Origin of the sequence: Marinobacter sp. DUT-3 (assembly GCF_050379435.1) — a bacterium.
Taxonomy (GTDB): Bacteria; Pseudomonadota; Gammaproteobacteria; order Pseudomonadales; family Oleiphilaceae; genus Marinobacter.
Genome location: NZ_JBNRMG010000001.1, coordinates 292,728 through 313,245, shown reverse-complemented (window position 1 = coordinate 313,245; position 20,518 = coordinate 292,728). Strand labels below are relative to the sequence as shown.

The 20,518-nt window shown below is 58.5% G+C and carries 17 protein-coding genes; 9 read left to right on the top strand and 8 right to left on the bottom strand.

Features of this window, described 5'->3' with window-relative positions:
- Window positions 1-36 precede the first annotated feature (36 nt).
- Entirely contained in the window at window positions 37-546 is a 510-nt protein-coding gene (locus tag ACQUWM_RS01440; protein WP_407001169.1) for a peptidylprolyl isomerase, read from the top strand.
- On the top strand, window positions 543-1,268 hold the full coding sequence (locus ACQUWM_RS01435) for a UDP-2,3-diacylglucosamine diphosphatase (RefSeq protein WP_407001168.1): 726 nt from the start codon (window positions 543-545) through the stop codon (window positions 1,266-1,268). Before ACQUWM_RS01440 ends, ACQUWM_RS01435 begins: the two co-directional genes overlap by 4 nt.
- Window positions 1,269-1,277: 9 nt before the next feature.
- Here ACQUWM_RS01435 and ACQUWM_RS01430 read toward each other — a convergent pair whose 3' ends face one another.
- The gene (locus ACQUWM_RS01430; protein ID WP_428921417.1) at window positions 1,278-2,084 is read right to left on the bottom strand and encodes a hypothetical protein; all 807 of its coding nucleotides are present in this window, start codon (window positions 2,082-2,084) and stop codon (window positions 1,278-1,280) included.
- A 185-nt stretch (window positions 2,085-2,269) separates the two neighbouring features.
- On the opposite strand from ACQUWM_RS01430, the gene ACQUWM_RS01425 reads away from it, so the two are divergent.
- The 4 genes from ACQUWM_RS01425 (at window position 2,270) to ACQUWM_RS01410 (ending at window position 11,143) form a co-directional block, all read left to right on the top strand.
- Window positions 2,270-4,129, top strand: a complete 1,860-nt coding sequence (locus ACQUWM_RS01425; protein ID WP_428920939.1) for an LTA synthase family protein — start codon at window positions 2,270-2,272, stop codon at window positions 4,127-4,129.
- Between the two features lie 45 nt (window positions 4,130-4,174).
- The gene (locus tag ACQUWM_RS01420) at window positions 4,175-5,983 is read left to right on the top strand and encodes a glycerophosphodiester phosphodiesterase family protein (RefSeq protein ID WP_428920938.1); all 1,809 of its coding nucleotides are present in this window, start codon (window positions 4,175-4,177) and stop codon (window positions 5,981-5,983) included.
- Between the two features lie 99 nt (window positions 5,984-6,082).
- Window positions 6,083-8,416, top strand: coding sequence for a glucose/quinate/shikimate family membrane-bound PQQ-dependent dehydrogenase (locus tag ACQUWM_RS01415; RefSeq protein ID WP_428920937.1), 2,334 nt, complete (start codon window positions 6,083-6,085; stop codon window positions 8,414-8,416).
- Window positions 8,417-8,470: 54 nt separating this feature from the next.
- On the top strand, window positions 8,471-11,143 hold the full coding sequence (locus ACQUWM_RS01410) for a mechanosensitive ion channel domain-containing protein (protein WP_407001163.1): 2,673 nt from the start codon (window positions 8,471-8,473) through the stop codon (window positions 11,141-11,143).
- Window positions 11,144-11,167: 24 nt separating this feature from the next.
- On the opposite strand, the gene ACQUWM_RS01405 is transcribed toward ACQUWM_RS01410, so the two are convergent.
- The 3 genes from ACQUWM_RS01405 to ACQUWM_RS01395 all read right to left on the bottom strand — a co-directional run bounded on the left by ACQUWM_RS01405 (window position 11,168) and on the right by ACQUWM_RS01395 (window position 13,216).
- The gene (locus tag ACQUWM_RS01405; RefSeq protein WP_407001162.1) at window positions 11,168-11,785 is read right to left on the bottom strand and encodes a TPM domain-containing protein; all 618 of its coding nucleotides are present in this window, start codon (window positions 11,783-11,785) and stop codon (window positions 11,168-11,170) included.
- Between the two features lie 64 nt (window positions 11,786-11,849).
- The gene (locus ACQUWM_RS01400) at window positions 11,850-12,599 is read right to left on the bottom strand and encodes a TPM domain-containing protein (RefSeq protein ID WP_428920936.1); all 750 of its coding nucleotides are present in this window, start codon (window positions 12,597-12,599) and stop codon (window positions 11,850-11,852) included.
- Window positions 12,599-13,216: a LemA family protein gene (locus tag ACQUWM_RS01395; RefSeq protein WP_428920935.1), complete on the bottom strand. Its 618-nt coding sequence runs from the start codon at window positions 13,214-13,216 to the stop codon at window positions 12,599-12,601. The genes ACQUWM_RS01400 and ACQUWM_RS01395 overlap by 1 nt, the downstream gene beginning before the upstream one ends.
- A gap of 147 nt (window positions 13,217-13,363) precedes the next feature.
- Here ACQUWM_RS01395 and ACQUWM_RS01390 point away from each other — a divergent pair, with 147 nt between their 5' ends.
- Complete coding sequence (locus ACQUWM_RS01390; protein ID WP_428920934.1) at window positions 13,364-14,425, top strand: PA0069 family radical SAM protein; 1,062 nt, start codon at window positions 13,364-13,366, stop codon at window positions 14,423-14,425.
- A 74-nt stretch (window positions 14,426-14,499) separates the two neighbouring features.
- Window positions 14,500-14,940 carry a hypothetical protein gene (locus ACQUWM_RS01385; RefSeq protein WP_428920933.1) on the top strand — a complete coding sequence of 147 codons (441 nt, stop codon included), beginning with the start codon at window positions 14,500-14,502 and terminating at the stop codon, window positions 14,938-14,940.
- An 11-nt stretch (window positions 14,941-14,951) separates the two neighbouring features.
- Here the strand turns inward: ACQUWM_RS01385 and ACQUWM_RS01380 are convergent, their stop codons facing one another.
- Genes ACQUWM_RS01380 through ACQUWM_RS01370 form a run of 3 tightly spaced genes read right to left on the bottom strand, consistent with a single transcriptional unit; the run spans window position 14,952 to window position 18,024 of the window.
- Entirely contained in the window at window positions 14,952-15,743 is a 792-nt protein-coding gene (locus ACQUWM_RS01380; RefSeq protein ID WP_428920932.1) for a TSUP family transporter, read from the bottom strand.
- A gap of 47 nt (window positions 15,744-15,790) precedes the next feature.
- Window positions 15,791-17,365: a PQQ-dependent sugar dehydrogenase gene (locus ACQUWM_RS01375; protein ID WP_428920931.1), complete on the bottom strand. Its 1,575-nt coding sequence runs from the start codon at window positions 17,363-17,365 to the stop codon at window positions 15,791-15,793.
- Between the two features lie 38 nt (window positions 17,366-17,403).
- Window positions 17,404-18,024 (bottom strand): TetR/AcrR family transcriptional regulator, encoded by a 621-nt coding sequence (locus ACQUWM_RS01370; protein ID WP_428920930.1) that lies wholly within the window; start codon window positions 18,022-18,024, stop codon window positions 17,404-17,406.
- A 223-nt stretch (window positions 18,025-18,247) separates the two neighbouring features.
- On the opposite strand from ACQUWM_RS01370, the gene ACQUWM_RS01365 reads away from it, so the two are divergent.
- The gene (locus tag ACQUWM_RS01365; protein ID WP_428920929.1) at window positions 18,248-19,354 is read left to right on the top strand and encodes a class I SAM-dependent methyltransferase; all 1,107 of its coding nucleotides are present in this window, start codon (window positions 18,248-18,250) and stop codon (window positions 19,352-19,354) included.
- 34 nt (window positions 19,355-19,388) lie between these two features.
- Here the strand turns inward: ACQUWM_RS01365 and ACQUWM_RS01360 are convergent, their stop codons facing one another.
- Window positions 19,389-20,495, bottom strand: coding sequence for a hypothetical protein (locus ACQUWM_RS01360; RefSeq protein WP_428920928.1), 1,107 nt, complete (start codon window positions 20,493-20,495; stop codon window positions 19,389-19,391).
- Window positions 20,496-20,518: the final 23 nt, after the last annotated feature.

Below are 20,518 nucleotides of genomic sequence, written 5' to 3'. Positions count from 1 at the left end.
TCTATCGATATTCAACCTTCTGAACAGGAAACCCTGATGATTCTGCTGAAAACCTCCCACGGTGACATCACACTGGAACTGGACTACGAAAAAGCCCCGGAAACCGCCAAGAATTTCGAGCAGTATGTGCGTGACGGCTTCTATGACGGACTGATTTTTCATCGTGTTATCAGCAACTTCATGGTTCAGGGCGGCGGATTCGAGCCGGGCATGACACCACGCAAAACCCGGGAGCCGATCCAGAATGAGGCCGACAACGGGCTCAGCAACATGCAGGGCACCGTGGCCATGGCCCGCACCATGGACCCACACTCCGCGACGGCCCAGTTCTTTATTAACGTGGAAAACAACGGCTTTCTGGACCACACCGCAAAGAATGCAGAAGGCTGGGGCTACTGCGTGTTCGGCAAGGTCGTTGACGGCATGGACACGGTGAACGCCATCCGCGCCGTACGCACCACCATGCGTGCCGGCCATCAGGACGTTCCCGCCGAAGACGTGGTGATCGAAAAGGCGGAGGTAGTCGAAGACGGAGGCGCGGCGTGACCACGCTGTTCATTTCCGACCTTCACCTGGAGGAGTCCAGGCCGGACATCACCAATGCATTTCTCGGGTTTCTGGAAAATCGTGCCCGGGGTGTGGAACAACTCTACATTCTGGGGGATTTCTTTGAGGCCTGGATCGGGGACGATGAACGCACCCCGCTGCAGGAACAGATTGCCCAGGCGCTGAAAGCCCTCAGCGACAGCGGCACCGCCATTTTCCTGATGCACGGCAACCGTGACTTCCTGATTGGTGAGGACTTTTGCGCTCGCGCCGGGGCCACACTGCTGGACGACCCCACTGTGGTCGATCTATATGGCACCCCCACCCTGCTGATGCACGGTGACAGCCTGTGCACTGCCGACGTGGAATACCAGAAGTTCCGCGAGAACATGCGCAACCCGCAATGGCAGCAGATGATCCTCCAGCGCCCCCTGGAAGACCGCCAGCAGATGGCCCGTCAGTTACGGGAGATCAGCATGGCGAAAAACCAGGGCAAGGAAGAGTTCATCATGGACGTCACCCCGGAAGAGGTGGTCAAGGTGATGGAAGAGCACGGTGTGCAACGACTGATCCATGGCCACACCCATCGCCCTGCGGAGCATCAGCTGGAAGCCAATGGCAAGCCGGCCAAACGCATTGTGCTGGGCGACTGGGATAGGCATGTCTGGTGGCTCAGCGTTGAGCCCGGAAAGGAACCCGTACTGGACAAGCAGCCGCTCTGAGAAAGGCGGTCATAGCACGGACTCAGGCGGCTCCCGGTAGGTGTCGAGCCGCTTGAGCCAGCCAGGTAGCCAGCGCTCTTTCTCGATGGGATCGCTGGCATTGTTGGCCCGCCGGGTCAGCACTGTCGCGGCCGCGCTCCGGAATTGCTCCAGCACCGTACCGTCATCCGCTCCGGACATCGCCCGTAACACCTGTAGCAACCCCCACCCTTCTCCACGATAGGCTTCGGCAGCGGACAGCCCTTCCCCTTTGAAATTCACGTAATCCAGCAGGGCATAGGCACCACCCGGCGTGGAAATCAAAGCCGCAAGACGCTCACGGATCTGTGACCGCTCCCCCTCTGGCGCCGTCGCAACAACAGCCTTCAAAGAAGAGCGGGCCCGCTGCAGGATAAACTCCGCCTGGAGCCCCTTGGTTTCGGCCAGGAACCGACGCAACGCTTCAACCCCGGGGCTGTCCGCCACTTTCTGGAATGCGACCCGGTCCGGCCAGGGCGCTGCTTGTTCGAGCCACTCAGGCACAGGCACTGAGCGCTCTTTCATAAAGGAGACCAGCGCTGGAAAGCTCTCGACAAATCGTTCGTCGACCCCCTCCGGATACCAGATGAAATGCCCAATGCCGAGCGAAGGAAATGCCTCGCCCTCGTTCCAGTGCACAAGGCACTCCTGCCGGCCGGCGCATTCATTCTGGAACACCCGCTGGCCGATCCACGCCAGCTCAGCTTCGGTAAGGGACAGATCCAGCGCGCCCTGCCCTCGGGTGGTCTCGTCGACCAGCAACAAAATCGCGAACCCCAATAACAGGCCAACCACCATCGTGCGCAAAACCCGCCCCCTCCTTTCCTGACAAACAGTCGCTACCGCCCACACTTAAACACCGAAAACGATGTCCCCAAGATTAATTCTGCGACACGGAGCCGCCTCAGCTCAGTCAAAGAGTTGAAGCCCGAGAACACTCAAGCATACTGTATGGAAACACTTTGCACAGGAAAGCCAACCCCATGAGATTTTTAAAGGTCCTCACGGATCGTCGCTTTCTGTTGACGGTATTGCTGGCCTTCGGCTGGCTTCTACTGGTGCGAGCCGGTCTGATTCTCCAGAGCGGTGTCTGGCCCAGTCCCGTCGGTACCCTGGCCGGCGACCTGGCTGGCGCCTTCATACTCGGGGTGTTGCTGACTCTTACCAAGGGGCCGTTCCGTGCCCTGTTGGTGATCCTGCTGGGTTGCGCTGCCTACATTGCAGGCATGCATCTGACCACACACGGCACGCTGTTTCAGCTGGCTTTCGCCGGCAAGGGTATGAACCCGACCTTTATCAGTGGCAGCCTGATCAACGTCTACCTGTTTCTTTTGCCCGCCTATATTGCCTTTGCCTGGGTCCTTCACCGTATCCACCGTGCGCTGGTGCCCGTGCCGCCGGAGAGTAGCACGCCACTGATCACAGCGGCTGCCGCCGTTATACTGGTGTATAGCCTGTCTTTCCCCAGTCTGACCACGCCAGCCAACAATGTGGTCGCCAGCCTATTTGCCCAGATTCCCGGAGCCATCATCAATCCCCTGGGCATCGTGATAGGTGACGAAGCCGTAGAAGCAGACGAAAGCCTGGAAGTACGTACCAACTTTTTTCACCAGCAGGTCACATCGCGCCCCAACGACAGGCATCCGAACGTGCTGCTGATCATGATTGAAGGCCTGTCCGGCGGTTACTTCCCCAGTGTCAGCCAATATCATGAACTGGAGCCCGCTGTCCGGCTTGAACATCTGGAGGGCGTCCTGAAAAACCGGGGCTTCCGGCTCTATCGCAATACGCTCAGTATGGAGCGTCAGACAGACCGGGGAACCTTCACCATCATCTGCGGGCGTTACCCGGATTTTCGCCGGGCATCCACCAAAATGCTGGACGTGGCCGAGGAGCGCGTCAGTCCCGACTGCCTGCCAGGCAAACTGAAGGCCCAGGGTTATCACACGGCCTATTGGCAAGCCGCACCGATAACCTATATGAAAAAAGACGAGTTCATGCCCAGGGCGGGGTTCATGGACGTAACCGGCGCCGAACGTTTTGACAACGGGGATGACATGGAGGGCTGGGGGCCGCCGGACCCGGAGTACTTCGCCGATGTTGCCGATCGCCTCCAGGCACTGGATCAGGAAACCTCGCCGTGGTTTGTCACCCTGCTAAACGTAGGCACCCACCATCCGTTCAACATTGGTGAGGCAGCCGAGGAAAAAATGGAGACGGATCGGGCCGCGGCCGGTGAAGAATCCGATGAAAACAAGATCGTGAAGCCGCAGGAAGCGCGCCGGGACGCAATGAAAGTGATGGAAAAGACCCTGGGGAACTTCCTGGAGCAACTCGAGGCCGCCGGCATCCTGGACAACACCCTGGTGATCCTGACCTCAGACGAATCAGGGGGCTTCGTGCGCACCGACCACGAAACCCTGCCCCTCAACAGTAACCTGGGAGCGCTGGCAGTCCGCCCCCCTGAACAAAAGGATCTGTCCCGCTACGCCAACAAGAATGCCATTACCGCTCAACTGGACATCCCCATGACCATCCTGGATGTCACCGGCTTTGGTGAGCATGCAGGCGGTATGATTGGCCGCAGCCTGCTGGTGTCCAACGATCGCAAGCGCCGGGATATCCTGCTGGCTGACACTTACACCGGGTTCAAGTATTTCCTTCGTGAAAGCGGGCAATTGCTGGCATGTACCGAAATGCTGACGCGCTGCACGTCCTGGTCTTTCGATCCAAAACGTATGTTTGGCACCTTCCAGGAATCCGACGAGCCACCGTTCCTGTCACTGGAGGACCGGCTGGCACTGTTTGAGAATGCAACCGTGCCGGAGCCGACGGAGAACTAGCCTCATACACCGGCAACACATTCAGCGTCCTGAAGTCCGGGAACCATGAAAACACTCATCACCAGCACACTGAATATCCTGCACACCCGACGCCGTGCCCTGCTCACCCTTCACCTGTTCTTTTCAGGTCTGGCCATGGCGGTGCTCACCCCGGCGATCACCTGGGCACTGGCCTCCCTTAGGCCAGTCACTGGTCGGGCCGCGATCAGCACGGGGGGTATTCTCGAATTTCTGATCTCGCCGGGGGGATTGGTCTGGGTAGTGGTGACCCTGAACCTCACCGTCCTGATGATCCTGTTGCAGCAGGCTGGCATGACCCTGATCGCCGCATCGCCTCCATGCCGGCATTACCGTACCGCCCTGAACGCGCTCTGGGGGACCGCGCGTAAATGCCTCGCGCTATTCCAGTTAACTGTGATCCAGGTGCTTACCCACCTGTTGATCGCACTGCCCTTTCTGACCGCCATCGCACTTGCCTGGGCATGGCTGCTGGCGTCGTACGATCCCTACCTGCTACGACTGGAGAAACCACCGGAACTCTGGTGGTTTGCTGCGGGCGCCGCCCTCTCCCTGATCGGCCTGGCTATCTGCAACGGTACGCTTTACCTGCGCTGGATCCTGGCGGTCCCTTGCCTGATGCTGCAGAGCCAACGCCCCCTGGATGCCCTGAAAGAGAGCACCCGACTGACCCGGGGCCACCGCGGACACGCCACCGGCGTACTGATCTCCGGCCTGACCATGGTGATCCTGCTGCCGATCCTGGTCACTCTCGGGTTTGATCATATCGCCACCGCGCTGTTCGCAACCCTGCCCGACCGAACAGATATACTGGTGCCCGCTGTCCTCATTTTTATTGCCGGCTACATCCTGATCGGTATTGCAGTGACCTTCTTTGCTGCAGCTGCCTATGGTGCCTTCATTGTCAGCCTTTACAACCGGGCAAGCGGTAACAGCCTGCCCGCACCGGAACCCTCGCTTCGCTACCCGATGCCGGACAACGCAGGCCCCAAGGCCTGGATTGCGGAAGCCCTGGTGGTCATTCTGGCACTATCCCAGGCCTGGTTTGTGGTGGACTCCCTGGGCCAGCGGGAACAGGTCACCATTACCGCCCATCGTGGCAGCGCCTTCCAGGCGCCCGAAAATACGCTCAGCGCTATTGAGCAGGCCATCAGGGACGGAGCTGACTATATTGAAATCGACGTACAAATCACCGCGGACGGCGTACCCGTGCTCTGGCACGACTCTGATATGAAGCGCGTATTCGGTTTGAAGGAGCGAATCAGTGAGGTAACGTACGATGACATCCGCAACCGGGATGCCGGCAGCTGGTTTGACGATGCCTTCAGGAATGAACGTGTAGCCACCCTTGCCCAGGCGATTGAGTCAGTTCGTGGCCGTGCCGGGCTATTCGTGGACCTAAAACCCGATCGCAACACCCCCAACCTCACTCGCGCCGTCGTCGAGCTATTGCAGAACAAAGACTTTGTGGAAGGCACGGTGGTTGCCGCCGCAGACTGGGCAACCCTGCAGGAAGTCAGACAGCTGGAGCCTGAACTGAAAACAGCCCTGCTGGCCCAGTTTGTGATCGGCCCCTTGTGGGAAGACAACTACGACATCCTGGGGTTGCGAATGAATCGTGCAACCCCGGCCGCCGTGGCGAGGGCTCACCGGGACCGCAATGAGCTTCACGTATGGACAGTGAACCAGCCGGTGGCGATGTCGCGGTTTGTGGATATGGGGGTTGATAACATCATCACCGACAGGCCCGACGTGCTGGCAAGGCTGCTTCAGGAGCGAGACACCCTTTCCGATGCGGAGCTGCTCGCCACCAAGCTGCGCAACTGGTTGCGGTAAGTGCTTGGAGATATTCATACAAATCGGACTTGACCGGGCCTGTGCCGCCCCCTTTACTCAAAGACAAACGAACGTCCGAGAAAAGGAGTTTTCAGCCTCATGCTTTTACTGACCGTTATCCTATTCCTTTTTGGACTGCCCCTGCTTATAGGCGGCGTCTGGCTGATTTCCCTGGGTGGCAGCTGGTACTACACGCTGGCCGGTGCAACACTGATCGTAATCGCCGTGTTGCTAAAATCCCGCCGCGCCTTCGCCCAGATACTCTATGCCCTTCTGCTGGTTGCCACCGCCGTCTGGGCATACTGGGAAGCAGGATTTGACTGGTGGCCACTGGCTTCAAGGCTCGGGGTGCTCCTGGTACTCGCAATCCCATTGCTTTTCCCGGTGGCCGGGCAACGACATGGCGCGGCTACCCTTGCCCTGGCGTGGGTGGTGGTCGGGCTATTCACCGTGGCCAGTATTCCCTATGACGCCCACCGTATCGAAGGTGAGCTCAACGCCGAATCCGTGATCAGCAATCCTCGCCTTGGCGAAGTGCCCGAAGGCGACTGGCTCAGCTATGGCCGCAGCAACCTGGGGCAGCGTTACTCCCCCGTGGACCAGATCACACCCGACAACGTCGCAAACCTGGAACAGGCCTGGGAATACCAGACCGGCGATCGCAAGGGGCCGGACGATGTCACTGAAACCACCTATCAGGCGACGCCCCTGAAAGTTGGCAATACGCTTTACCTGTGCACCCCCCACAACTGGCTGGTCGCACTGGATGCGGACGACGGCACAGAGCGCTGGGTCTACGATGCCAAGGTGCCACCGGAAAGCCAGCGTCAGCACCAGACCTGCCGGGGCGTCTCCTATCTGCCACCGGCAGAGGGACTGACCGACCTTCTCTCCGTGGAAGATGCTCAGGGGCCCGCCGAGGACCTGCAAAGCGTTGCCTGCGATGCGCAGCTATTCCTGCCTACCTCCGATGCCCGGCTGCTGGCACTGGATCCGGCAACCGGCGCCCGTTGCAGTCATTTCGCAGACAATGGGGAGCTGGACCTGATGCACAACATGCCCTATCGCCAGGATGGCTATTACTACTCCACGTCACCCCCCGTCGTGGCCAACGGCGTGGTTGTCGTGGCCGGTTCAGTTAACGACAACTATGACATTAACTCGCCATCGGGCGTTATCCGCGCCTATGACGCCAAAACCGGCAAACTGGTGTGGAACTGGGATCCGGCCAACCCGGATCAGACCCAACCCATCGCAGCCGAAGACACCTATTCCACCAGTTCACCCAACAGCTGGTCGATAGCCAGTGCTGACGAAGAGCTGGGCATGGTGTATTTCCCCATGGGAAACCGGACTCCGGACCAACTGGGCATGTACCGCACGCCAGAGGAAGAAACCTACGCGTCCTCGGTTGTGGCCCTGAGCCTTGAAACCGGCGAGGTGCAATGGGTACAACAATTTGTGCACCACGATCTCTGGGATATGGATACCCCTGCGCAACCGAGCCTGGTGGATATCGAAACCAGGAATGGGGTGCAGCCAGGGCTGGTGGTACCCACCAAACAGGGAGATGTCTATGTACTCAACCGCGAAACCGGCGACGCTCTGATACCCATCACTGAACAGGAAGCGCCGCAAGGTACTATCGAGGGAGATTATGCGGCTCCCACGCAGCCGGTATCTGCGCTTAATTTCCGGCCGCCGCCCCTGAAAGCGTCCGACATGTGGGGAGCCACCGCCATCGACCAGATGATCTGCCGCATCAAGTTCCGATCCCTGCGCTACGAAGGCCAGTACACACCGCCATCGGAACAGGGCACCATCGTGTACCCGGGCAACTTCGGGGTGTTTAACTGGGGTGGTGTGGCCGTGGATCCCGAGCGCCAGGTCATGTTCGGGATGCCACTGTACATGGCGTTCACATCCAGACTGGTACCCAAGACCCAGGAGGATCTGGGGCCGACCAATACCGGCGAGCAGGGCCTGAACGAGAATGCCGGCGCGGAATACGCCGTGGAACTTCAGCCACTGATGTCACCCATGGGAATCCCCTGTCAGCGACCACCCTGGGGATATGTCGCGGGCGCTGACCTCCGAACCGGCGACATTGCCTGGAAACACAAGAACGGCACCGTCGAAGACATGGCGCCGATTCCCCTGCCCCTGAAACTGGGCGTGCCCGGTATCGGCGGGCCGGTGATCACCAAAGGTGGCGTGGTCTTCCTGGCAGCAACGGTGGATAATTACATTCGCGCCTACAACCTGACCAACGGCGAGGAGCTCTGGCGCGCACGGTTACCCGCTGGTGGCCAGGCCACACCCATGACCTACCTGAACAGCAAAGGTGAACAGATGGTGGTTCAGGTAGCTGGTGGCCACGGTTCCATCGGCACCACCATCGGCGACTATGTAGTGGCCTACAAGCTCAAGTGACCCTGGCATGAGGGCGACATAACCATCAACTTACAGTCCGAGGATAATTCATCGATGAAAGGTCATCGCCAGCCAGTCAGCGCATCGTTATTGAAACAATGGCTGACCTGGCTGGTTCTGTTGTGCTCGCTGGCCATGCCAGCGTACGGCCAGGATGAGACAGCGACAGAGAAAGAATCCGAAACCAAAGCCGCGGTGCCAGCCGTACAGCCGAAGCTTGAGGCGGAAGCAGAGAAGTCCCCGGAAATTGAGCTACAGGATGCGATGAATGCGGATATACGCGAGCAGATCCGCACTCTCGACTCCTCCCTCAACCAGCGCCTCACCGATCTCGAGTCCAGTGTCGAACGCCTGGAATACGCCGAATCCATCCTCAAGCGGCTGAACGATGAGTACGATAGCTTTGAACTGAGGCTTGAAAAAGCCGGGCTCAACCTGACCGGTGACTACGCCGGTCTTTTGAAACAACGACTGGAACGGCTTCAGAGACAGAGTATTGCCAGTAATCTCATCGAAGGCATTGAAGACAAGCTATCCACCGCCCGCGAAGAGCAACTCAGGCTGGAGGAGTTTGAGGCGATCGTAGACCCGGAAGACAGCGCCCGAGACCAGCTGCGCAGTGAGCGCGCCGGACTGATTCGTCAGCTCCACGAGGCGGTAACGCAACACATCGACGTTCTGAACGAGTACTACAGCACGGTAAGCGCCCTGCAGGAACAGGTACTCGACTATCAGACACTGCTGCAACAGCGCCTGTTCTGGTTACCCAACGCATCACCGGTTGACCTGGATACCTTTGCGAATCTGTTTGAGTCCGCCAGTTGGCTTGCCGCGGAGCTCCGGCTGGAGCCCCTGGGAGAGGCAGTCAAAGACTCCCTGAACGAACGCAGTTTCCGAATCGCATTGCTGTTCGTGCTGTTGGTTATGCTGCTGATCAAACGCCGGGCCATACAGAAACATCTTGTGGCCAATAGCAAGTATGTCGGTAACGTTGGGCGTGACCGGATCGCCTATACCTTGTTGGCGCTGGTTAACAGTGTGTTGCTGACGCTGCCCGTCGTTCTCGTCCTGGCGGCCGGCGCATTGCTGCTGATGGAAGGCAACGAATTTTTTTCAGCGCTGTCCGACGGATTTACAGCAGCAGCCTTTATTGCCTTTCTGTTGAACCTGATACACAAGGTCGCCCGAAAGAACGGCCTTGGGGACAACCACTTCCACTGGAATGCACAATCTCTCAGCGCTATCCGCAAGGAAATCCCGATCCTGCTGGCTGTGCTGATCCCCATTACAATACTGACTCCCATTACAGCCACAACCACCGGGGCCGAGTTTAACGGCAGCCTCGGTCGGCTCCTGTTCATTGTGGTATCGGTCACACTGGCAATCTTCGCCCAGCGCATCATGAGCGCGGTGCGTGCGGAAAAAGCGGATGGCCGGTTCCTGATGGCCCTGCATTTCCTGGCGGTGGCCACACCGCTGGTCCTCGCCCTGGCATCCCTTCTGGGCTACCACTACACAGCGCTGGAACTGGAACGCAACCTGTTTATCAGCATCTGCTGGCTCGCCTTCAACGCGCTACTGTTCTACCTTGGCTTGCGCGCCCTGTCGGTGCGGGAGCGCCGCCTGACACTGGAACGCCTGCGGGAGCAGCGCGCTGCCGAACGCAAAATGGCAGAAGCCAGAGAAGCAGCCGAATCCTCTGGTGAAGGCGTACCGCCCGCGCTGGAGATGCCGGAAATGGATCTCAGGGACATCAACCAGCAAAGTACCTCGCTGTTGAAGATCCTTGTTGCTGTGGTGGCCATTTTCGGTCTCTGGTTACTCTGGGCAAGCGTTATTCCCGCGCTGCAACTGTTTGACAACATTACGCTCTGGACCATTGCCACCGATCTGGAAGGCGGGGATCCCCTGCCGATTACGCTGGGAGACCTGATGCTGGCACTGCTGGTGGCTGTGGGCACTGTGCTCGCGGTGAAGAACCTGCCCGGCACCCTGGAAGTCATGGTACTGAGCAGAATGAACCTGGAACCGGGGTCCGGTTATGCGATTACCACCATCACGACCTACCTCATCGTGTTTATCGGGGTTGTGTTTTGCCTCGGCGTGGTGGGTGTTCAATGGTCGAAACTGCAATGGCTGGTAGCGGCTCTGGGCGTCGGGCTCGGATTCGGGCTGCAGGAGATTGTTGCCAACTTCGTCTCGGGCATCATCCTGCTCTTTGAACGTCCGATCCGGGTAGGCGACACCGTGACGATTGACGGCATCACCGGGACTGTATCGAGGATTCGCATACGCGCAACCACCCTGGTGGACTGGGACCGCAAGGAACAAATCATTCCCAACAAGACCTTTGTCACTCAGGATCTGACCAACTGGACGCTGTCAGACCCCATCACCAGGGTTATTCTCCGCGTTGGAGTGGCCTACGGCTCCGATGTCGATACCGTGCAGCAGATCCTTGCAGACGTCGCCCATGACAACGAGCGCGTGGTGGATGATCCGGCACCCGCCGTGTTCTGTGTGGGGCTGGGAGACAGCAGCATTGATTTCGAAGTGCGGGTGTTCGTCAAGGACCTGCTCGATATCATGCCGTTGTCCCACGAAATTCACGCTTCAGTCACCAGAGCGTTGCGCGAAGCGGGCATCGAAATTCCTTTCCCGCAACGCGACCTCCACGTGCGCACCATACCGGACATCCAGGGACTGGCTGGTTCCGAACAACAGTGACGGCAGCCCGCCACCTGCCCCGGGTTATTCCAGGATGATCAGGTGGTTGGGCAGCTCGTTTTTCTCGCGGGTGGCGGGAACCTTGGCCTTGAGGTGGGTGCCACAGGCCTGGATGCAATCAACAAAGCCTTCCAGGGTCCGGCCCTGACGGACCTTGCTGGTGAAATCGGCCACAATGCCTTCCCATACCTGGTTATCGATCTGGCCGGAAATACCCTGATCCACCAGGATTTCCACATAATGCTCGGCTTCCGATACGAAAATCAGCATGCCGGTACCGCCTACGGTGTGATGCAGATCCTGCTCCAGAAACTGACGCCGGGCCATATTGGACGCGCGCCAGAACCGCACGGTCCTCGGAACCAGCCGATGACTTGCACCCGAGAACCTGAACAGCAGGCAGAGGACGATGAACGTGCTCCATTGAGCCATCACCAATCCGCTCACACCAAACCAGCCGGTGAAAAAATTAACGGCTCCAGGCACTAGCAGCGCCAGGATCCCCGCCCAGAGTAACGGGATATAGGCGTAGTCATCGGAGCTGGCGGCCAGAACCGTCACCAGTTCCGCGTCTGTCTCCTGCTCCACATCGGCTATCGCCGTGGCTACCTGTTTCTGCTCGCTTTTGCTCAATAGTGTCATGGTTGTATCGTACTCATAGAATCAATGGGAGGGGTTCTTCCGGGCCGGCCCGGCGAAGGTGGCGCTACCATCCACCGGAGGCACCGCCACCTCCAAAACCGCCACCGCCACCACTGAAGCCGCCGCCACCAAAGCCACCGCCGCTACGGCCACCCATCATGCTGCCGGCAACCAGGCCACCAAGGAGTGCACTGCGACCGCGGCCACTGCCCATACCGCCAAAAAACGAGAAGGCGACAATAATGAAAAACAGGATGGCCAGGGCGGGATGCGGCCGGTCTTCACGACTGGCCGGCTGGGACTGGGGCACGGCCAGAGGTTCTCCCCCGAGTACCTGAATCATCGCTTCGGCGCCATTCACAATGCCGGTGGGGAAATCACCGGCACGGAAAGCGGGCGTAATAACCTGGTTGATGATGGTGGATGACGTTGCATCGGTCAGCCGACCTTCCAGACCGTACCCGACCTCGATACGGATTCTGCGTTCATCCTCGGCCACAATCAGCAGGGCGCCGTTGTCTTCACCCTCCTGGCCAATGCCCCAATGGCGGCCAAGCTGATACCCATACTCTTCAATCGGCTGCCCCTGCAGGTTTGGCAGGGTGACCACCACAACCTGTTCACTGGTGGCCTGCTCATGGGCTTCCAGCATCTGGTTCAGCCGTGTTTCCGCCTTGCCGGGCAACATATCGGCGTTATCCACCACCCGCCCCGTCAATTCCGGAAACTCGGGACCGGACTGCGCCAGGGCATGGAACGGCAACAGCGCGACCAGCAGGGCGAACACCAGCATCCGATGACTGCGCATAGCCATCAGAATTCCACCTGTGGTGCATCCTCGGCATCGGGAGCCGTCGCTTCAAAGTTGGCCCGCAGCTCCAAATCACTGTACAGGAAGCTGTGCCATAGCCGGCCGGGGAAAGTGCGAATTTCAGTGTTGTATCGCTCAACGGCCTGAATGAAATCGCGGCGCGCCACGGCGATGCGGTTTTCCGTGCCTTCAAGTTGGGACTGCAATGTCAGGAAATTCTGGCTGGATTTCAGGTCCGGATAGCGTTCCGACACCGCCATCAGCCTGCTCAGGGCACTGCTCAATTCACCTTGTGCCTGTTGAAACTGCTGCAACCGCTTCGGATCGTTGAGAATGCTTTCATCCACCTGAATTGACGTCGCCCGGGACCGCGCTTCAATGACCGCCGTCAGCGTCTCCCGCTCCTGGGTGGCAAACCCCTTCACGGTTTCCACCAGATTGGGGACCAGGTCGGCCCGCCGCTGATACTGATTTTCAACCTGGGACCAGGCGGCTTTCACCTGTTCGTCGTAGGTGGGAATGTTGTTGATGCCGCAACCTGTCAGCAGGAGCGCCAACAGGGCAAGAACTGTAAGCCGCAGGCCATTGCGGTACTGCGTGATGGCAGGACTGTTCACCATGATGTATCCGTTCCTTGAGCGTCTGTAAATCCAGAATGAGTAACGATAAGACGTTAACACAGTTGCCTTTGATATGGGGTCGACACCTTCAAAAACAAGGCGTACGATAACCACTACTGTATATATAAACAGCATTAGAGGTTGACCATGAAGACCCGCGGCACCGCCCTGAACCCGCACAACCGGTTCCAGCCCATTGCTACTGATCGGCAGACAAACGACGACTGGTACCAGGACCCGGACGACGAACTGAACCCGGACTCACTGGCCACCGAGGTGACCGATGAACAGGTGCGGACCATCATCAGCCGCAATCAGTCCCCTGACCTGCCGTTTGACCAGTCCATCAACCCTTACCGCGGGTGTGAGCACGCATGCATTTACTGCTTTGCCAGGCCGACCCATGCCTACTGGGACCTGTCCCCCGGGCTGGATTTCGAGACCCGGCTGATCGCCAAACCTAATGCCGCCCGACGGCTCCGCGCAGAACTCGACAAACCCGGGTACCCAGTTTCCACCATTGCCCTCGGCGTGAATACTGACGCCTACCAGCCCATCGAAAAACAGCGGCGGATCACCCGGGAAATTCTCGAAGTACTGGCTGAATATCGCCACCCCGTGTCGATTATTACCAAGGGCGCGTTGATTCTCCGCGATCTGGACCTGCTGTCAGATCTTGCCTCGCAGGGGCTCTGCTCGGTGCGGGTCAGTCTCACCACGCTGGACAACGGGCTGAAACGAACAATGGAACCCCGCACCGCCGCTCCCGCCACACGGCTGAAGATCATCCGCGAGCTGTCGGCCGCTGGTGTGCCAACGGGTATCCTCATTGCCCCCGTCATTCCGTTCATCAACGATCACGAACTGGAAGCCATACTGGAGGCGGCCTTCGGGTCGGGAGCCCGCCAGGCAGGCTGGATTATGCTCCGGCTCCCCCTGGAGCTGGATGAGTTATTCCAGGACTGGCTGCAGAGACATTTCCCACAGCGTGCGGATCACGTCATGAACCGTATCCGTGATTTACGGGGTGGCAAGAGTTACGACGCCCGCTACGGCAAGCGCATGACGGGCACCGGCCCGTACGCTGACTTGATCCGCCAGCGCTTCAACAAAAAGGTCCGGAGTCTGGGCATCGATCGATATCACGCCACCCCACTACGCACCGACCTGTTTCGTCGCCCGGGCGGGGAACAAATGAACCTGATCTGAAGCAGGCTGTCATGCCATTTATAATGAACAAGTGAGATGGTCAGTGAAAGGACGCGCAATATAGAGGGAAACCCATGAAACCCTTTCTGATACTGGGCCTTGCCATTGCAGTGACTGGCTGTCAGTCACTGCCCTCAAGCGACGAAGGCAGGGCCAAAGGCGTGGTGTTTGTGAAAGGCCAGCATTGCCTGACCGAATACATTGAAGACCTGAAACGCGTGCATTATGGCCCCTGCCTGACGGTTACCTCCGTCGATAGTAAGCCACCCGACCTGCGGTCAGACGGTTTTATCGAACTGCCGGTAAGCACCCGGACGACACTGGGCGTCTACTGTGTGTACCGTAGTCAGAACGACACCCTTAAGGAAAACGGCCGAATCCATACCACTGTCGTTTTACCGGATGATCAGTTTACTCAGGCAGGTAACCGCTGGTACCTCCATGCCCACACGGACGTCCTGCACGGAAAGGGCTGCAAGCCGACCTTGTCCAGGTCATCGCAAGGGCGAATGTAACACCCAGCGCGTTACAGCAGGACACTGACCATGCCCAGAGTACTGACCACCAGCAATACCGTCCCCAGGACCCGGAAGAATATTGGCGTCTCCGCCCGCAACATCCTGTCATGGACTTTCAGCCCGATAACATGGCCAACCGCCGCGGCGGGCAACAACCAGAGGTGGTGAATCAACTGCAGGTCCACACCGGCATAAACAAACGCCGCCATCTTGATGGTGACCAGGATAAACCACAGGGCAAAGAGCGTGTCCCTCAGCTTTTCTTTCGGCAGGTGCTGGGCAGCAACGGCAATAATCAACGGTGCCCCGATCAGCGATGTGCCACTAATATAGCCACCCGCCATCAGGAAGACCGTATCCACAGTCCGGCTACCGCTGCGAAAAGGCTTGTTGAGAATGTAGGAGACCGAGTACAACGCAACGATCACGAAGATGATGGCACTGAGGATATGGGAAGGCATGGTAATCAGCCCCACCACCCCAATGAGCTTGGGCACGATCATGATCGCCAGTATCTTCCATAGGTACTGCCAATCCACCGTGCCCTCTGCAGCCGCGCCGGTACCGTCGCCGCGCTTTTCCCTGCCCGCCTTGCGGTTGTTCATCCAGATGGTCAGAGAGGAAAAGAACAGCAGGTGAACCGAGATGATCGGCAGGAACACTAGGGGCTCGTCGAGCACCAGCAACAGAAAGGGCAAGGACAGTACCGCACCACCAAATCCCAGGCCGGAGCGGACAAAGCCGCTCCAGACAAAGATCAGGGCAATGAGGGCGTATTGGTAGAGTGCTAGATCAGACATGGGTTCCTGACATACAACAGTCTAGACGGTGGCTAAAGCGGCGTACCTTACCATGGCGTTACCCGTATTACCCTCCCCTCCGGACTGTCTGTCAGCAGGAACACCGCCCCTTCCGGACCGGTTCGCACATCCCGGATGCGTTCATCCAGTTCACCAAACAGGGTTTCCATATCCACGGCGCCATCGTTGCTGAGAACGACGCGATGCACACGTCTTGCTGCGAGGGCGCCAACCAGCAGGCTGCCCTGCCATTCGGGGAACAGGTCACCGTCGTACAGGGTCATGCCCGAGGGCGCGATAGACGGCGTCCAGTGCAGTGCGGGAGAGGCCATGCCGTCATACTCGGTAAACGGCGACACCCTTGCCCCCGTGTAATCCAGCCCCAGCGTAGCCACGGGCCAGCCATAGTTAGTGCCACCTTCGATAACATTGATCTCATCACCACCCCGGGGGCCATGTTCATGGGTGATCAGGCGATTGTTGCCCCAGTCATACACAGCACCCTGCACGTTGCGATGCCCATAACTGAATATTTCCGGCAGTGCCTCGGCTTCAGCATTAAATGGGTTATCTTCCGGAGCTGACCCATCACGGTTAATCCTGATAATGGTCCCGATGTGGCTCGTCAGTTTCTGGGCTTCCTCACGATAGTCAAAACCGTCTCCCAACGTCAGGATGAGGGTGGCATCCGGAAGCCACGCCATACGCCCGCCGTAATGGGCATCCCCTGTTTTCGCTGGCAGGCTGCGGAACACCTCCCGGACATCGTCCAGCCCGTTCGGGACCAGCCGGCCGCGGGCAACGCAGGTGTGATTGGCGCTCCAGGTGCCACAGGCGTAGGCCAGATAAATGTGTCGACTCTGCTCAAAGTCCGGAGCAACCAGCACATCAAACAATCCCGCCTGGCCGGAGGCGAAGACCTTCGGTACACCCGCAAGCGGTTCAGATACCTGCTGCCCATCAGCGGAAAGCAACCGCAAACGTCCGGGCCGCTCTGTCACCAGGGCCCGGCCATCTGGCAGGAAAGCCAGGGACCATGGGTGCTCCAGCCCTGAAGCAAACGTTTCCAGCCGGTAACCCGAGGACGCATCTGCCAGAGCAGATTCCTGCGGCGCCATCCATCCCAGGGTGATGATCGCGGCGCCAATGGCGAGATGACGGGGAAGGCCCGCGCGCCGCCGGGAAAAGTGCGCAAACAACCAACCCGCCAGCGCCGCTGTCGCCAGCATGGCCACCATCCCGCCGGCACCCCGTGTAGCCGCTATCAGGGTGGGCATGGGGGCCAGGAAATCCACCAGCTTGAACGTTACCCAAAGCCCGACGGCGGCGCCCAATGACAGAAAAGGCGCACGCCCGCGCAGTTCCAGCTGCCTGATCATCAGACTTGCCACCAGTTGGGACGCCAGGAAACTCACACCAAACACCACCGCGTAGACCGGGGCAAAGTTCACCAGATCCTCAAGGCTCGTTTGCAAGCGCGTCCCGAGGCCGATCTCAATGCCCAGATTCCGCAGCGCCAGCAGGTTAAATTGAGTCTGGACGAGACTGCCAGCCAGTACACCCAGTATCAGAGCAATCAAAAAGGCGCCCAGCACCCGAAACCAACCGACACGCTTTTCCATTTTCGTATCATTCCTTCAACCGGATGAATAACGTCCCGTTACCGCGAAGCACCAGGCTCGAACAACAGCTTGAGGTAACTGCGAAGCAGCATGAGCTGGCTTGGCAAAATGCTGCGTTCTCCAGTAGCCTTTCCCAAAACAAGGCCGCCCTCAATGACCGTTGAAACCATGTCTGCCAGCGCATCCGGGTCGATGGCATCCCGGGGTTGGTAATGTTCGTAGATCGAGTCCAGCAATGTGCGAAACCGCACGCGCCAACTCAGGACAATACGTCGATTCAGTTCCCGCACATCACGATCAAACAGGCTTTCCTGGTAACAGTAGGTCGCCACCAGGCAGCCCGGGTGTGCCTGTGGCAAATCCTCCATGATCTCCGCCAATAATTTGAGCCCTACCAGGAATCCCTGCAACGGGTCCTCAGTCAATTCCCGGCCACGGGCAAACACGTCGTCCAGCAGAGAATCCTCACGCGCCATATAGCGCAACAACAATGCTCGGGCCAACGCGTTCTTGTTGGAAAAATGGTACAGGAAGCCACTTTTGGTTATGCCTGCCTCGGCAATCACCTCTTCAATCGACGTTGCACCAAAGCCCTTCCGGAGTACCGATTTTTCAGTGATGTCCAACAACCGCTCACGGGTAGCCTGTCCCTTTTCCATCTGCCACCTCCGGTGAACCATACCCTGAGTATGGTTTTCCTTGCGGGAACTTTGACCGCCAGTGCCTACGGAAGCACCGAAAACACCGTATCCCCTTGTTTTAAAAAGACTCAACTCTTTTAAGTAAAACCGTACCACGTGCTCTCTGGTCGTGATTCGCTTCCTGGCACATGCTGGTTGTGACTGGAAACAACCCGTTAACGACAATAAGGAGGATAGCACTATGACAGGCAACGCAGAGACCATCGCTTATAACGTCACCGAAACGAATCAGGAGGTGGCAGACGCATTTGGCGACCGCATGATGGATACACTGAATTCAGGTGCGTTGGCACTGATGATTTCGATCGGCCACCGAACCGGGCTGTTTGACACCATGGCAGGCATGCCACCAGCAACCAGCATCGAAATTGCCGAAAAGGCCAATCTGGATGAGCGTTACGTCCGAGAATGGCTCGGTGCGATGACAGTCGGCAACATTGTGGAGAATAACGCCGAAAGAAAAACCTACTACCTCCCAACGGAACACGCTGCAAGTCTGTGCCGGCAGTCACCGACAGACAACATAGCGGTGTTTGCCCAGTATATCCCTCTGCTTGGCTCGGTGGAGGATGACATTGTTCACTGCTTTCGACACGGTGGCGGAGTTCCATACGAGCGCTTCGAACGGTTCCATGATGTTATGGCCGAGGACAGCGGCCAGTCCGTAGTCCCTGCCCTGGAAACTCACATTCTGCCGCTCGTTCCGGGTCTTGTTGAACGGCTGGAAAGGGGCATTCGTGTCCTTGACGTTGGCTGTGGCAGGGGGCGGGCCCTGAACAAACTGGCAAAATTGTTCCCGCGCAGCCGGTTTACCGGATACGACATTTCCGAAGATGCCATCCGATACGCCGGCCAGGAAGCCAGGGCGCTCGGAAATGATAACGCAACCTTCGAGGTGTTTGACGCCAGCGGCCTTGAACACAGTGGCCAACCTGACCAATACGATCTGATCACCACATTCGATGCCGTACACGACCAGAAGGACCCTCTCGCTGTGTTGCGGGGCATCCGGAAAACTCTGGCTGATGACGGAGTTTATCTCGCCCAGGACATCAAGGGATCAAGCCATCACCACAGTGACCGGAACCATCCGATTGGCCCGTTGCTCTACACCATTTCCTGCATGCATTGCATGACGGTTTCCCTGGCGCAGGATGGAGAGGGCCTGGGAGCCATGTGGGGGAAGGAAAAAGCCCTGGAGTACTTTCATGCGGCAGGCTTCCGGAGCGTCGACGTGCATGAACTGGAACATGATTTCCAGAATTACTGGTATGTATGCCGACCCTGAGCCGCCCCAAGACGGTATGCAGCCCTGCTGGTGATTACTGAAGGCCCGAATCGGGCCTTCGACCGGAAAGCCGGTACAGGGCCGCAAGCAGCCCCCGGAGCAGGACAATCGCGGGCCACACTAACCAGCTGGCGATGTACATGGCGGGAAGCAGAATGATCAACCAGCCAGCGATCTGTATGGCCAGGGGCGACACACCCAACACATCCGCCACCCCCGCGAAAAAATCATTGATCACGCTGGGGTGGCGCACCACCAGGTACCCTGCGCCGATGAGGACCGGCCACTTGGCGTAACGGGCACTACTGAGCAGCAGGCGGCCACTTCCTGTCATGCGGGCGGCCAGTGCCGCCGATCGGGTAGAAAGACTGGCACCCCGGGTGGTTCTGGCCACAGCCCGCCCGGCCCGGAGCACCTTGACCGCGCTGGCGAACACCAGCACATCCACAGACGCCCAACCGATATCGCTGACAGAAATATCCTCCCCGGTTCGGTAATTTGCCTCCAGTTGCCGGACCCCACTGGTAAAGAACCCGGCAATCCCCTCGGTCACCCGCTCCGTCTGGACCCACTGAGTCTCCCCGTTTGGGTCCACCACAAATTGCCCCAAGAAATCGTGCCCCTCATCGCGAATGAAATTCACCGCATACCAGCCCCGTTCCTCTGGCGTCAGCGTCTCACTCTTTTCCGGTTTCCCGGGGGCATCGGTGGGGTTTCCCCGAAGTTCGGCAATATAATCCTTTGCCCGCTGATATTGGCGGGCGGCCTTGTTCATCCATTCAATAGACCGGACCGGTTCACGCAGGAAAAAGTCGATGGGGGGCAAGGCGTGTTCGCCATAGGTGCGCAATACTTCCCGGAATTCCGGCTCGGACGAATACAGAGGGAGAATGGTGCGTGCCATGTCGGGGTATGTCAGCAATGCGGCCTCAGCTTTCAGGAGTAGCAGGGGGTCGTCCCCCAGATCCAGAACAGCCGCCTGAACGTCAATGGGCTCGCTACCGATGCGATCAAAACCCGGCAATGCCTCCTGAGCCTGAATGGAAACAAGCTTCTGTTCAATAGGCACCGGTCGGGATGCGTAACTGGCAAGCACCGCCAACAATAACGCCACGCCCAGAATCGCCATGAATTTCTTCAAATACCCACCTCAGGTCCTTCCCG

What these genes read in the sequence shown, in the direction of transcription:
- ACQUWM_RS01440 (WP_407001169.1), top strand. Translation starts at nt 37, where the DNA reads ATGATTCTGCTGAAAACCTCCCACGGTGACATCACACTGGAACTGGAC.
- ACQUWM_RS01430 (WP_428921417.1), bottom strand. Translation starts at nt 2,084, where the DNA reads ATGGTGGTTGGCCTGTTATTGGGGTTCGCGATTTTGTTGCTGGTCGAC.
- ACQUWM_RS01425 (WP_428920939.1), top strand. Translation starts at nt 2,270, where the DNA reads ATGAGATTTTTAAAGGTCCTCACGGATCGTCGCTTTCTGTTGACGGTA.
- ACQUWM_RS01420 (WP_428920938.1), top strand. Translation starts at nt 4,175, where the DNA reads ATGAAAACACTCATCACCAGCACACTGAATATCCTGCACACCCGACGC.
- ACQUWM_RS01415 (WP_428920937.1), top strand. Translation starts at nt 6,083, where the DNA reads ATGCTTTTACTGACCGTTATCCTATTCCTTTTTGGACTGCCCCTGCTT.
- ACQUWM_RS01410 (WP_407001163.1), top strand. Translation starts at nt 8,471, where the DNA reads ATGAAAGGTCATCGCCAGCCAGTCAGCGCATCGTTATTGAAACAATGG.
- ACQUWM_RS01405 (WP_407001162.1), bottom strand. Translation starts at nt 11,785, where the DNA reads ATGACACTATTGAGCAAAAGCGAGCAGAAACAGGTAGCCACGGCGATA.
- ACQUWM_RS01400 (WP_428920936.1), bottom strand. Translation starts at nt 12,599, where the DNA reads ATGGCTATGCGCAGTCATCGGATGCTGGTGTTCGCCCTGCTGGTCGCG.
- ACQUWM_RS01395 (WP_428920935.1), bottom strand. Translation starts at nt 13,216, where the DNA reads ATGGTGAACAGTCCTGCCATCACGCAGTACCGCAATGGCCTGCGGCTT.
- ACQUWM_RS01390 (WP_428920934.1), top strand. Translation starts at nt 13,364, where the DNA reads ATGAAGACCCGCGGCACCGCCCTGAACCCGCACAACCGGTTCCAGCCC.
- ACQUWM_RS01385 (WP_428920933.1), top strand. Translation starts at nt 14,500, where the DNA reads ATGAAACCCTTTCTGATACTGGGCCTTGCCATTGCAGTGACTGGCTGT.
- ACQUWM_RS01380 (WP_428920932.1), bottom strand. Translation starts at nt 15,743, where the DNA reads ATGTCTGATCTAGCACTCTACCAATACGCCCTCATTGCCCTGATCTTT.
- ACQUWM_RS01375 (WP_428920931.1), bottom strand. Translation starts at nt 17,365, where the DNA reads ATGGAAAAGCGTGTCGGTTGGTTTCGGGTGCTGGGCGCCTTTTTGATT.
- ACQUWM_RS01370 (WP_428920930.1), bottom strand. Translation starts at nt 18,024, where the DNA reads ATGGAAAAGGGACAGGCTACCCGTGAGCGGTTGTTGGACATCACTGAA.
- ACQUWM_RS01365 (WP_428920929.1), top strand. Translation starts at nt 18,248, where the DNA reads ATGACAGGCAACGCAGAGACCATCGCTTATAACGTCACCGAAACGAAT.